This window comes from Thermosporothrix sp. COM3, assembly GCF_059696735.1.
On the sequence record NZ_AP019376.1, the window covers coordinates 4,629,430 to 4,642,999 of the forward strand.

11 protein-coding genes and 1 pseudogene are annotated in these 13,570 nt (G+C 51.7%); 6 read left to right on the top strand and 6 right to left on the bottom strand.

Going from position 1 to position 13,570, the window contains the following annotated elements; genetic code table 11:
• Nucleotides 1–430: 430 nt before the first annotated feature.
• Both KTH_RS19620 and KTH_RS19625 read right to left on the bottom strand, forming a co-directional pair.
• Nucleotides 431–3,214: a DUF4012 domain-containing protein gene (locus KTH_RS19620; RefSeq protein WP_497620617.1), complete on the bottom strand. Its 2,784-nt coding sequence runs from the start codon at nt 3,212–3,214 to the stop codon at nt 431–433.
• A gap of 486 nt (nt 3,215–3,700) precedes the next feature.
• Complete coding sequence (locus KTH_RS19625) at nt 3,701–5,119, bottom strand: DNA polymerase Y family protein (RefSeq protein ID WP_497620618.1); 1,419 nt, start codon at nt 5,117–5,119, stop codon at nt 3,701–3,703.
• A gap of 418 nt (nt 5,120–5,537) precedes the next feature.
• On the opposite strand from KTH_RS19625, the pseudogene KTH_RS19630 reads away from it, so the two are divergent.
• The 5 genes and pseudogenes from KTH_RS19630 to KTH_RS19650 form a co-directional block, all read left to right on the top strand.
• Nucleotides 5,538–5,957, top strand: a pseudogene (locus tag KTH_RS19630) (Clp protease N-terminal domain-containing protein); the annotation flags it as partial.
• A gap of 81 nt (nt 5,958–6,038) precedes the next feature.
• Nucleotides 6,039–6,494: a Clp protease N-terminal domain-containing protein gene (locus KTH_RS19635; RefSeq protein WP_487248050.1), complete on the top strand. Its 456-nt coding sequence runs from the start codon at nt 6,039–6,041 to the stop codon at nt 6,492–6,494.
• 96 nt (nt 6,495–6,590) lie between these two features.
• On the top strand, nt 6,591–7,418 hold the full coding sequence (locus KTH_RS19640) for a hypothetical protein (RefSeq protein ID WP_111319232.1): 828 nt from the start codon (nt 6,591–6,593) through the stop codon (nt 7,416–7,418).
• A 127-nt stretch (nt 7,419–7,545) separates the two neighbouring features.
• Nucleotides 7,546–8,343, top strand: coding sequence for a GspE/PulE/PilB domain-containing protein (locus tag KTH_RS19645; RefSeq protein ID WP_111319234.1), 798 nt, complete (start codon nt 7,546–7,548; stop codon nt 8,341–8,343).
• A 178-nt stretch (nt 8,344–8,521) separates the two neighbouring features.
• On the top strand, nt 8,522–9,448 hold the full coding sequence (locus KTH_RS19650; RefSeq protein WP_111319236.1) for a GDP-mannose 4,6-dehydratase: 927 nt from the start codon (nt 8,522–8,524) through the stop codon (nt 9,446–9,448).
• Between the two features lie 29 nt (nt 9,449–9,477).
• Here KTH_RS19650 and KTH_RS19655 read toward each other — a convergent pair whose 3' ends face one another.
• The gene (locus KTH_RS19655; protein WP_111319238.1) at nt 9,478–10,086 is read right to left on the bottom strand and encodes a D-sedoheptulose-7-phosphate isomerase; all 609 of its coding nucleotides are present in this window, start codon (nt 10,084–10,086) and stop codon (nt 9,478–9,480) included.
• A gap of 50 nt (nt 10,087–10,136) precedes the next feature.
• The gene (locus KTH_RS19660) at nt 10,137–11,186 is read right to left on the bottom strand and encodes a GHMP family kinase ATP-binding protein (RefSeq protein ID WP_111319240.1); all 1,050 of its coding nucleotides are present in this window, start codon (nt 11,184–11,186) and stop codon (nt 10,137–10,139) included.
• A 385-nt stretch (nt 11,187–11,571) separates the two neighbouring features.
• Here KTH_RS19660 and KTH_RS19665 point away from each other — a divergent pair, with 385 nt between their 5' ends.
• Complete coding sequence (locus tag KTH_RS19665; RefSeq protein ID WP_246046321.1) at nt 11,572–12,708, top strand: inositol-3-phosphate synthase; 1,137 nt, start codon at nt 11,572–11,574, stop codon at nt 12,706–12,708.
• 103 nt (nt 12,709–12,811) lie between these two features.
• Here KTH_RS19665 and KTH_RS19670 read toward each other — a convergent pair whose 3' ends face one another.
• Both KTH_RS19670 and KTH_RS19675 read right to left on the bottom strand, forming a co-directional pair.
• Nucleotides 12,812–13,012, bottom strand: a complete 201-nt coding sequence (locus tag KTH_RS19670) for a carbon storage regulator (RefSeq protein ID WP_111319244.1) — start codon at nt 13,010–13,012, stop codon at nt 12,812–12,814.
• A gap of 263 nt (nt 13,013–13,275) precedes the next feature.
• Entirely contained in the window at nt 13,276–13,566 is a 291-nt protein-coding gene (locus KTH_RS19675; RefSeq protein WP_111319246.1) for a flagellar biosynthesis anti-sigma factor FlgM, read from the bottom strand.
• Nucleotides 13,567–13,570 lie beyond the last annotated feature (4 nt).

The following is a 13,570-nucleotide window of genomic DNA, read 5'->3' on the forward strand; positions in this document are numbered from 1 at the left end:
TTTCCTACACAGTACAACAAAGCAGTTCCTGATCTATAGCTCGACTATAGACAGCTTCCACAGCAATGTATCGGGTGAACTACCTACCCGCTTTCCCCTTCACCTGAACGGCCTCGGGGACTTCTTTTGCACAACGTAGTATACGCTGTTCGGAATACCACACGGTACAGAATCTGGCTCCCCTCTGTTCTACCACCATTTCCCCTGTTTGCTGATGTCGGGTCGCAGTCTGCTCTACATTATCAAACGCACAGCTATTTGTACAGTATAAGATAGCATATAAGTTCCATAGAGGCAATAGGAAAATTGCCTCTTCGTACTATTGACAGATTCATTAGTATGTTTAAAGATTGGAAATGTACAATAGTGAGAAACTTGTGTAACACTTTCTTTTTTAGGCGAAAAGGGAAGATTTTTCCGCCTGTTTTGTCTATACAGCGACTGCTGGCTTCTCAGGGCAGCTCGCAGCTTTCTCGTGCTGTCCTTCATCCAGCTTGAAAAGCATATCTTGAGTCATCACACCATTATAGTATAATCCATCGCGTGGCATTGTTGCACATCCGCTCTCCGCTTTTTGCAGGGTTAGATCCAGCTCCGGAAATGTACCCGCCTGACGCTGCACCAGTAGATCGTATACTCCAGTCTGCTGGCCCTTCTGGGGCGGCACATACCACGCTATGGTAGCAAGCATGGTGCAGTTCTTCGGCACTACCAGATAGCCGCCAAACATAGCCCGCCCGGCGATATCGCTCTTGAAATTATTCGGTGGCCCGATCTTGTTCAGCGGGTGCCATTGCCTGTAATAGGGATCTCCAATCATCGGCGCAGAGGCTCCCGCCTCGTACTGATCGGTTGGGCAAATGAGTTCCTGACCCGGATAGATTCCCTGCGCCGGACAATGACCAAGCGTTCCCCCGCATAAGGGTTCTCCGGTATCAAAGCCATTGCCCCAGAGGAACTTTGCATCGGGCGGCACATAGAGACGAATATAGTCACGATAGGTATCCAGGCCATAGACTGAACCCAACTGGTTATAGGCCAATCTGATCTGTAACATATGGGTCGCCCCTCCCTGTGCATCCAGCGTGACCGTATCTTTCATCAGCGTACGCACATACTGCGAGGCTTTGCTTGCGCTTACGTTGGTCTGGACCAGGTAAAAGGCATCATGGTCCGTCGAGCGATCAATCTCCGCGGCATAGCCATAACGGCTAAGCAACTGCTGAGCCTGCTCATTGGCGAAATAGATCTGCAAATCCTTTGTCTTCAAATTCTGTAGACCCATCACTCCGAGCACCAGCAATTCATCAAAGGATGCGTTGCGAATACGCGCCATCAATGCCTGCGCAACCAGACTGGTAAAGACCTTGCGAGCCTCCTCATTGTTCTCAATATGCTCGATTGTTTTGATTTTCAGGATGCCCGCGTTATCGAGCTGATAATAATGCAGGCGATCCTCAAGATTCTCAGCAGTCACAGTTTCGTTGTACTTCGGGATGGAAAGCGGCCCAATCACCTGTAACATGTGCTCGATCAGAAATGGCGTAAACATAATCACGCCATCCACATTCTTCTTCAGTTCATCCTTATATGCCTGCATAATAATCTTTGCAGATGCAGGAAAATCGGCTGACAGGTTCGCATCCCGCAGCCCCCAGTTAGCAAACGGCCACCATGAGCGGTATTCTTTCGGTGCATCCTGCTCGCTATTCGGGCTACCAGGCGCATACTCGATCAAGGCCACATTGGTTAACGAGAATGGAGCCACGCGTCCGCCATTGATCTTCAATTCTCCAAACTGGCCGGTAAAGCCTCCGGTCGCTCGCAATTCGCCCCGATCCATGGTCTGCACCAGAAAGGTGCGCGGCGTATCCACACCCAGAAGCCAGCCAGCAACCCCCATCATATTCTCAAGCAATCCGAGCGTCTCTCGCACCTGTGGCAACAGCAGCACATACTGTTGAAGCTGATTCCGCTGCGCAGTATCCAGCGGCAAGGCATCCAGTGAAAGCAGCCTGGTCTGTTGCTCGATCTTGTCCAGACGCGGCATCACCTGTTGAAGCGTCTGTTGCAGGAGCTGCAAGTCTGTCGAGGTAACCAGCGGCTTTTGCTCATTGGCAAGCAAGGGCCCCCGAAAACGAGGAGCAAGCTGTATCCCCGCATCCAGCGCTATCTGAGCGATATCGGTTAACTCAATCCCGATCTGGCTTGCTGCCTTTGCCGAGGTAATCTGTGGCTCAAACTGAGGCAACCACTGCGAAATATGGTGAATCACGGCTGAATCATTCAGCAACCCCTTGAGCGCTTCAAACTCCGCCTTCGCTGCCAATACTTCCTCTTTTGCATCTTTCAATGTACTGGCATCAAGCATGCTGCTCGGGCTTTTGCGGATCATCGATTGCCCATCTGTAGACCCGGAACCAGCAAGCAGCGTCTTCATATTCAGAAGGTGCTGCACCCCATTCTCAGCATGTGCGCGCAGTGAGGTATATGTCACCCAGGCATTTACACCATAGATCACGCCAGCACAGAGCGGAGCCAGCAGGCAGAATACCAGCGCCAGACGCACCCCAATAGAGAGCCGGCGGCTTAACGGCAGCTTACGCAGTATGATAGGAGCTTTGGGCCCAGGAACAAGTTCTGCTTCCCCCGGCTTTGTTTCAGGCTTCTCCGCTTGCTCGTCCACAACCGCAACAGCCGGAACAGCAGCAGCTTCTTGCACTTTCCCTTCCCGGGTTTGCACAGTCTCGGGAAGCGCAACCTTTTTCTTCTCCTCTTCTCCTGAGGATTCCGGCTCTTCCTCTTTCGGCTGTTCTTCCTTCTCTTCCGAGACATACAAAGGCTCCGGCTGCTCTTCTGCCTGTTCCATGACCTCAGGTATAGCTTCTCCCTCTTTCGGCTGCTCCTCTGCCTCTTTCAGGGGTTGAGTGGCCTCAGCGGGTATGGCTTCCTCTTTCGGCTGCTCCTCTTCTGAGACGTGCAAGGGCTCCAGAAGCGGTTCTGCCTCACCGTTCTCAACCTGGGAGGAAGGGGTAGCCTCTTCCGTGGAAAAAGGAGCTTCTGGTATTGAAGGAGGCACTTCGACCTGTTCCTTTTCGCACTGTGTGTCTCTGTCCATCAGCACCGCCGGTCTTTCTTTGACAGCAGCTATTGCCTTCCCCTCGGAAACAGCCTCTTCTGTTCCCTCAGGTTGCGCTTCCTCAGGACGTTGCACACGCGGAGTTCGCAATTTCTGTTCTCTCTGCACCTCAGATCCACGCATCTGCTTACGTGCATATTGCGAGGAATCTGAGTGACGTTTATTTCGCTTTTTTCGTTTTTTAGACATACTTTTTCTATGATGTATTCAAGTAAGAGCGCATTGCTTCAAAGACCAGAAAAGCCATGTATCCCTTCTGCCCCGCAACTCCCACTCTATAGCTATAACGCATTCGCCGTTCGTATGTTACATCGGCGGGAATACGATAGCATGAAGGAAATAGAAGCGCAGAATTATGCTGACAAACCCGGCTCCTCGTCATAGCTCGTCTGACCGAGCAAGGCGTATGCGCTATCATCATACACAGGCATTAAAATAATGCAAAGAAATATAGCGATTTTGTACTTCAGAACCAGAGAGACATTTCTTAGTCCCTTGACCTTCTCAACATCAGAAAAAAAGAGGAGCAGAAGATGCTGCTCCTTTTCATGAGGTGCTTCGTTATCGTCCTGATGACTGCAATTTTCGGGTCAAGCGACCACGAGAGCGAGCTGGTGGCGGGTAATATGAAGGGATTGTAGCGATAATATCGCCAATTCTGATCTGCACCTGCACATACCGATATGCTGGACGGTGATAGTGAGCAAAGAGCATCAAACTATGGTGGGCAATCACATCGGCGTCATCAGTATGGCGGGCAAGAATCATCTGCCCTCCAATCGACTCATCCGCCTCGCTCACCGCCATTTCTTCACCACTTTCATCCAGCATTAGCTTTCGTGTCTCACGTCGTAGCAACCGGTGCGGCCAGAGAATCAGGGCGATTGATTGACCCTTTAAACGTTGTTCAAGGAGACGTTGACCGAGATAATCCGCCAGTTTCCGAATCGCAGCACAGGTCTCGTCGGCATCCGCGGCATGATGAAAGCGCACTCTGGCATTCTGGCTCAGCGGTGGAACATCCGGCACAACCAGGCTGGAATCTTCTCCCTGTGCGACCTTAAACAGCCAGCTTCCCAGGCGTCCCAGGCGACGGCGGAGCCCTTCTTCAGTCAAGGTTGCGACCTGAGAGAACTCGGTAATACCAAAATCGCGCAAATGGGCAACCATTTCAGCAACTGCAAACGAGTCTATCTGCTCGCCTCGACCATCAGCCTCAGGCGGACGAGACAGTGTCCCCCCCCGTTCATCTCCATCGGCGCTCCCGGCACTATTGCCAGCAGCACGCACCTGTAAGAGCAACGACAGAGGCAAGGTCTGCACAAATGATGCCTCGCTCCCCGGAGGAATGTAAAGGACGCCCTGTCTCCCATCACGCCGGCTCATCAGCGCGGCCAGTTCAGCAATTGCCTTACCGCTGGCAACACCGATCTGTGCGGTCAGTTCCATCTCGGCGATCTCAGCACAGAGACGTTCCGCAAGCGCCACAGGCGAGTCAAAAGGAAGTTCGCACCCGCGCAGATCAATATAGGCATCAGCCAGAGGCAGTGACTCGATAATCCGGGAATAGGCTCTATAGCGCTCCCGCAGCTTCTGTAAGATCGGCTGGTAGCGTTCATGAGCAGCGGGCATAAAGCGTGTGCGTGGCGCGATTCGATGCGCTCTCCGTAGTGGCATACCCGGAGTAATGCCCTGGCGTATTGCAGCAGGCGAAGCGTCAATCACACGCCCCGGCTCATTCGGACGTCCATTCCCGGTACCAATCACAAAGCTGGTGCCCTTCAATGAGGGGTCAAAGTGCTCTTCCAGCGTACAGTAGAGATGGTGGATTCGCACATGCATAATACCCTGACGTAAACGGGCGCGTTCGGCCGCTTTCGCTGCCTGTTCCAGATCAGCGGAAGAAATAGTCTGCCCCTCAGATACCAGATGTTCAGTCTGAATATCTCCATCTAATGGAGTATGAAAAGGTTGCTGCATAGTTTCGTTTTCTTGCTTCTGCTATTGCTGCTTTTTATACTGTACGCCAGAAAAGCGCACAGAGAAATGATCTTCCAAACAAGAGGGCTGATAAGCATCTGACAGCTCAAACGCCATTGTATTACATCGCCACGCAAAGCGGCAGACAGATAGGAACGTTGTCCATCTCGCGCAGAATAAAGCCCTCCTTTCTCCCCACACAATACATAAACGATTGCAACAATGCTTTCGGTTTTACAGGCCATCAAAACAGAGCGCAACAGATACAGCACTTCTATTTTCATACGCTCTGAGAGGTGTGTCAAGAAACATTCAGAAAGCCGCATATGCGAAAAGAATCACAGTATTTACAACTTCTCAATACAGTTCACGTACTAGATGTTAGAGTATTTCTGCCTATCAGAGAAGGGGAAAGAATATGGATCGTGACCGCTTTGACAAATTTACAGAACAAGCTCGCAAAGTGCTTTCCTATGCGCAAGAAGAGGCATAGAAGTTCTCACACAATTACATTGGCACCGAACATCTCCTGCTCGGTCTGCTACGTAATCCAGAGAACGTAGCAACAAAAGTACTCCTCGCTCGTGGTATCGCTCTTGAGAAGATTCGGCATGAAATCGAATTCATTATCGGACGCGGTGATCGTATTGTGCTTGGTGCGATCGGCCTGACACCACGCGCCAAAAAGGTCATAGAACTGGCCGTCGATGAAGCCCGGCGGATGAATCACCGTTATATCGGCACCGAACACCTCCTGCTCGCCCTGATGCGTGAGGGCGAAGGCATCGCAGGCGGCGTGTTGAAAAGCCAGGGCCTCTCTCTGGAAGACCTGCGTACCACAACAATACAGCTAGTTGGATCATCCTCAACGCTGCATGCCAGAGAAGAAACCATCAGGCAGCAGATCTTCAGCTCAGGAGTGACGTTCACGATCTTTCCACAGGATATCCCCTATGGGCAACTGAGTCCACTTTCTATCTCAGCACTCACGTTCGCAGGTGGCGAACTTGCCCGCTTAAAGCAATTGCTCCTCACCCCTGAATTATTGCTGCTTGGTCTGCTTCACGAGGGCAGTTCACCAGCAGCGCAGGCGCTTCAGAAGCAAGGAGTCACCATCGACAAGGCTCGCTCGATTATTGAACAAAAGGAACCGGAACAGGAGCCAGATAGCACCCATCCCGGCATCTCTGTTCTGCTCTCAGCGTATCTGCTCATTGCGCATAAAGAGGCTCAAACCCGAGACGAAGAGCTTATCAGTCCTGAACACCTCCTGCTGGCAATGTTGCGTGATGAGCAGGGCCCTCTGGAAAACATTTTGACGGCGCTTGGCACTACCCGCACCAAAGTGAGGGAAACGCTCATACCGCTGCTCTAGATCAGCATGCTTATACCTGACAATTCAGCAGGTCCGGTACAATGGAGAATAAGAGTTGTTGTGTTTTTGTGGATGAGGGAGAGAAGGGAAAAAGACGTGAATCACAACAGCACCCCTGAGAGCGCCATCACAGAACGGCGGCTCCAACCCGGTAGCGGATCTGAACAGCGCTGGTTAGCAACCATGCTCAGGCGGCTTGAGATACACTGCGAACAGCGTGTCTTTGCCGCCGATATCCAGCTTTTCAAGGTCAGCCTGCATCATATTTTTCTCAGTACCTCGAAACTCTATCAGGACATCCTGCCCAGAGTCACGACCACCATTCAGAGTATGCACCTGCCCGTGCGAGGAAGCGAAGAGCTCAAACGCAAACGCAAAATATGGAGTAACCTGCTGGTGGGTCAACGCCAGCTTGAACGCCTTGCCACACTCTTTCAGCTCCTCAATAGCGCAATCAACGGGATGATTGACTCGCTGGATGCCACCGCCGACACCTCACACGTCAGAGAAGAACAGGGGATCAGCCCCGGCTCTGAACGCTTCCAATCGCCCCCAGAAAGCCGCTGGCAGCCCGAAATTCAAGAGCAATGGCGTCGAGCCTTCGCCATCGTCAGTACCCACATTAAGAGCTGGAAAAGCTACCGTGGTACCCTGAGCACCTATGCCTTCCACCTTCAATCAATGCCTCCCGGTTTGGATCGTCTGGACAGCCTTTTTCGTGAACTTCTTGAGAGCACCTGTGCGATCTATGGCGATATTCTGGCAGACTTTCAGGCAGTACTCGCGGAAGACGACGAGATGGTGATGACTCTTTTACTTGATATGATGCAGAAAGCAGATCAAGCCATTTTTACCATAGATGCATTGATGGAACCGTTACAGGCACTGATAGCGCATCACGCATTGAAACAAGAAATGAATTGATCTTAACCATAAATTACAAGACTTAACAGGACTGCAACCGGGTCAAGACTCGAATTCCAGTGTGTTGCGCTATACTTTCCACAACATCTCAAGGATACAACTTTTTCGATATACAAGGAGACGAGTTATGCGCCAGGAGGCAATCTCAGCACCGGGTGGAGCGTTAGAGGTACAGGAACATCACTACAGAATGGTGGAAACAGTGCCAGAGATTGCCAGGATGATAGAGGGTAGCATTTCGCAACTCTCACCCTCTACAGCCCTGGTAACCATTTCACTTCGTTTTCAGGACACTATTCCTGCTGCAACACGTGAAAGAAGTTGCCATTACTATCTTTCACACCTGCGTTTACGCGTCCGCAAAACAGATATCGTGCTGATGCGGCAGCAGCAATTTCATTTTCTCCTGCTCGGAGCCAACCGTCAGGGCGGCCAGCTTGTGCAGGAACGCCTCTGGGATACGCTGCTCTGGCGTATTCATCATACTGCCGAACAGGATATCAGCCAACCCCTGCATGTCAGTATCGGCCACAGTGCGTACCCGCTCCCTGACCCCAGTGGAAGAGAATGTCTGATTACCGCTGGTATGCAGCAACAAAGCGCCTTGATTCACCAGAGCGACAACGGTCCAGCAGCGCACGAACCGGAAGAGCTCTCTCGCCTTGCACGCAAGCTCGGGATACCCTATCTCTCCCTGCTTCCGCGCCAGTTTCCGCGCCGCCTCAAGGGAGTCATCAGCCCGAAACTGGCACAGGAGCTTCACTGCTTCCCTCTTGGTCGTGAGCGCAATACCCTGACGGTCGCAATGTCGGACCCACAGAACAGCCAGGCGCTTGACCGGCTTAAGAAGGAGACAGGCATGCAGATTTATCCGGTTCTTGCCAGTCCACAGGAGCTTCAAGCAGCACTGGAAAAAATGTCCTGAACATCATGCTCACAGAAGGAAAGCCTGGCAATTCGTCAGTAAAGTTGAACTTGCCCGAATTTCTTTCTATAATGCAAGGGGGCGATGTTTGCGTGTTTGTTTAGCGGTCAACTGAGCAAATAAACGCTCGTGGCACAACGCGACCGCCCGGAATAACCTGCAAAAGAAAGGGCTGCTGATGAGAATTCTTGTTACTGGCGGGGCTGGCTTTATCGGCTCACATATCGTAGACCACTATATTGCGGCTGGACACGAGGTCGCAATCATAGATAACATGTGGAATGAGGGCGGCGGGAAGAAGGACAACATTCACCCCAAAGCGACATTCTACAATGCAGATATTCGCGATGAAGAGGCCCTTACACGCATCTTCAGCGAGGTACAACCAGAAATCGTCTGCCATCACGCGGCACAGCATAGCGTTGCAGTCTCCACGCGTGATCCCAGGCTGGATGCACAGGTCAATGTCATGGGCCTGCTCAACGTGCTGGAAAACTGCACCCGCGTCCAAACTCGCAAGATTATCTTCGCATCTTCTGGCGCGACCTATGGGACTCCTGCCCGTCTGCCTCTGGATGAGGATGTACTCCAGCGGCCAGAATCCCCTTACGGGATCACAAAAATGGTCTCCGAACATTATTTGCGGTACTGGCAGCAGGCACACGGCCTGACCTATACCATTCTGCGCTACGGGAACGTCTATGGGCCACGTCAGGACCCGAACGGCGAGGCTGGTGTGATCGCAATCTTTGCGAAACGCTTCCTTGCTCATGAAGCAGTGCGCATTGACTGGGATGGAGAGCAGCGCAAAGATTACGTCTTTGTCGAGGACGTCGCCAGAGCAAACATTCAGGCGTTGAATCGCGGGGATAACGATGTGTTCTGCATCGGCACAGGAAACGCCGTCTCCGTCAACCAGATCTATCGTACCCTGGCAGATCTGACCGGCTATGAACCGGAGATTGTCCGCGCCCCCAAACGCCCGGGAGACCTCTATATGGCCGAGTTCAGTTGTGGCAAGGCAGAGCGGCTGCTTGGCTGGAAACCCGAAGTCTCTTTTGCAGAGGGCGTCAAGAAAACACTCGCATACTTTCAACAGCACTGAGGCATTGCGGTAGCTCTGATGGCGCAGGGCTACCGCTCTCCAATCACGGCCGCCGCTTCCGCCTGTTCAAGCGCATAGGAACGCACCACACCGCGCATATGCCGGGTGATCACATGCGCAAGGATCATATGAGCATCCTCTTCTTGCTCAATATTTCGTCCCGGAGCCAGAACATAGGCATCAACCATACGGCGCAGCTTGCCGCCCCGCGCCCCGAGCAGGGCAATGGTCGCCGCCTGATATTCTTTCGCCAGTTCAGCTGCCCGGATAACGTTCACAGAATTGCCGCTGGTGCTGATCAGGATCGTGACATCTCCCGGCTCGACCAGATTTGCCAGTTGCTCCGCAAAGACATGCTCATAAGCGGTATCGTTGCTCCAGGCCGTGAGTAAGGGAACATGGTCTGTCAGTGAGATCGCTTTCACGCGTGGGGCACCCGGCATAATCGTATTCTTTGCCAGATCAAGCGCGAGATGGGAAGCGGTTGCCGCGCTGCCACCATTGCCCATAATAAAGATGCGTTTTTCTTTGTAATATGCATCTTCAAGGATATCCAGGACATTTTGCAATTGCGGCAACGAGATAGAACGAACCATGCGCTCAACATCATGAAAGTATGCTACAGTTGAATGCAACATGTTTCCCCCTTAGACAAACTCACAACGCTCCGCGAACAACAACAGCCCGCTTACTCGTGTTCATAGGGCTGAACCCGCAGATGATCGTAACCAGACGAAACGTTGAGTATTACCGCTGCCCCCTGCCGATCAAACCGGAAATTCATTCGCTGCAAGCCCTGCTGCTCAAGAGCCAGCGTGACCGCCTCTTGAGCCTCTTCCGGGCAATAGAGCAGCAGAAAGCCACCACCACCGGCACCGGTAATCTTTCCGCCAAGCGCTCCACGCTGAAGCGCCAGTTCGTAACATTCATCAATAAAGCTTGAAGACAGGCCAGGTGCAAGGCAACGCTTCTCCTGCCACGCATAATGGAGCAGGCGAGCAAAGCGTTCAAGATCCCCAGATTCCAGACACTCCTGCATTTGCAGCGCCCCTTCTTTGATATGATGCAGTGCCTGCAACACCATCACATCATTCTGTTCAGTCGATGTACGCTGCTGTTTCAGGATAGAGGTTGACAGCCGGGAACGGCCCGTAAAGAAAAGCAACAGGCGCCTTTCCAGCGTCCAATAGGTTTCACGGGCAATCTGTAAGGGGGTCACGGTGACCCCATCGGCAGTAAAGGAGATTTTATTCAGGCCACCAAAGGCGGAGGCATACTGATCTTGCTTGCCAATTGGCATCCCCATTTTTTCGATCTCGATAGAGGATGCCAGTTCAGCAACCTGCTGTTTGCTCATTGGCAGCTCCAACAGGGTTGAGAACGCGCGCACCAGCGCCACAGCCGCAGAGCTTGACGAACCAAGCCCTGTCCCCGGGGGCACTTCGCCCGCCAGAAAGAGATTCAGACCACCACGTATACCAAAGTGGTGACAGACCGCTTTCGGCAACGCAAGATCACCATCCCAGGAAAGGGCATCAAAAGGCGCATGACGAAAGAGAGAGCGATAATCGGCTGAGATTATTTGTAATTCATCTGTAGCTGCAGCTTCAATAATAGTATAAAAGTATTTATTAATAGCAGTGCTGATCACCACGCCACCAAAGCGGCCATAGTACGCTTCTAGATCCGTCCCTCCACCTCCGAAACTGATTCGCATAGGAGCTCTTACAAGCAACATAGAAACACGATCTCCTCTACCACAAAATAAGGGAGCGCTTCCTTGCCTTTACCACAGGATTTGATAAATCCTATAAACCTTACAAATGCTTTGTGAAGCGCAAGCATAATATCTTCAACCAACTATCTAGTACCACGAAACAGATGCGTATCCTGCTTCAAACAAAGCTTCAACCAGGGAGTAGTATACGCAAGCCGCTCATCACCAGGCGATATAGCGGGATGAAACCAGAACAGAAAGCATGCAGGTGGAATATTTTACCCCGGCAAAAAGGTTAAGATGTTGTAGAGTCCGTGCCGGGCTGCATTCTGCGAGTGAGTCTTTTCCCCCTGAAAGCGACAATGCGCAGCCAGAAGAAGCACGGAGAAAAGGAGAAAAAAGAGAAGTGTCGAAGAAAAAAGTTCGTGTTGCAATTATCGGCGTTGGCAACTGTGCCAGTTCACTGGTGCAGGGAGTGCAATACTACCAGAACGCCAGCGAGGACGATTTCATCCCGGGACTGATGCATGTCAACCTGGGAGGGTATCATATTCGGGATATTGAGTTCACCGCTGCCTTTGATATCGATCAGAACAAAGTCGGCAAGGATCTGAGCGAGGCTATTTTCAGCGCCCCCAACAATACCTACAAGTTTGCTGATGTCCCCTACCTGAACGCCCGCGTTTATCGAGGAATGACACACGATGGTCTGGGTAAATATCTTTCACAAATCATTACCAAAGCCCCAGGCCCGACCGACAACATCGTGCAAATCCTCAAAGATACCGGAACCGATGTCGTCATCAACTATTTGCCTGTCGGCTCCGAGAATGCCACCAAGTGGTATGTTGAACAACTGCTACAGGCAAAGGTCGCCTTCGTCAACTGTGTCCCCGTTTTTATTGCTCGCGAACAATACTGGCAGAACCGCTTCAAAGAAGCCGGCCTCCCGATGATTGGAGATGATATCAAGAGCCAGGTAGGCGCAACCATCGTTCACCGCAAGCTGGCCCGACTCTTCCGTGAGCGCGGCGTCAAGCTGGAACGCACCATGCAGCTCAACGTCGGCGGCAACACCGACTTCTACAACATGCTGGAACGCGACCGCCTTGAGTCCAAGAAGATCAGCAAAACCAACGCGGTGACCAGCCAGCTTGATTATGAACTGGGCGAAGAGAACGTGCACATCGGCCCTTCAGACTATGTGGAGTGGCTCAGTGACCGCAAATGGGCCTATATCCGCCTTGAAGGCCGAACCTTTGGGGATGTTCCGCTCAATGTTGAGCTCAAGCTTGAGGTCTGGGATTCGCCGAACTCCGCAGGTGTGGTGATCGATGCCGTGCGCATGGCGAAACTGGCCCTCGATAACGGAATAAGCGGCACGCTTGAGGGACCGAGCGCGTACCTGATGAAATCGCCTCCCGTTCAACACTCCGATGACGTGGCTCGCGAAATGACCGAGTCCTTTATTGCCGAAATGGCAGGAAAAGGAAACGTCAAAGTGGAGGCAAATGGTCATCAGGTTGAAGCACCAACTGAGTAAGCAGAAAAAAGGGCGGCAGTATATGCCGCCCTCGGGTTTTACCCTGCACTATCTGTAGATGCTATGTATTCACACAGGCAATACATGGCATATCCACGATTGCTCACCGATGCTGTACCGGAGACGTGTTCTGTACCGAAGACGTCTCTGGAACAGAGCGGAGCAACTCTTCGCGCACAATCGAGACATCTGGGGGTGCGCTAATGCCGATCTTTACCCGCTCGCCTTCAACAGCCAATACAGAAATGTTAATTACTCCAGCCAGCACAATGCTTTCGCCAACTTTACGTCGCAATACAAGCATGCAAAGCTCCCTTCACCTTCATCATTTTGAAGCACATTTCAAGCGTCCCTGCGCTGCGACAAACGCCTAAAGGAGCATCTTTCAGCGTAACCGCACCAGTAGACAAAAAACCTGGCATACCATCAAGAGTTACAGACCACACCTATTATGACGTCTGATAGTGCATTTTTGATCCCCTATGACTATCAGACAATCCGCGGTCAGTCTCTCCCTCTGTACAAGGAAGATAGAATACATTCTCTCTTCCGAAAACGTACACCAACCTACCTGAAACAGGTTTCATTTTTAAGTATACAATTGGCAACAACCGTACTCTCTACAGTATACGTACCTGCTTCGATTTGGGCACGTAATTTGTCGACCAAAATGGCTCGATCTTGCTCCCAGGCAATTAAGCTCTCAACAGTTGGTAGATCATAGTACCAGCGAGAATGTGGTACTGGCTCGTAGTTCATCTGATTTCCCGGTTGAAATGTCTGGCCTTGCACTTTATTTCTCTCCCTATGCTGCGCTTGTTCAAAAAACAGAGGTTTACGCGCCGCATTGCTTTTCATCTCT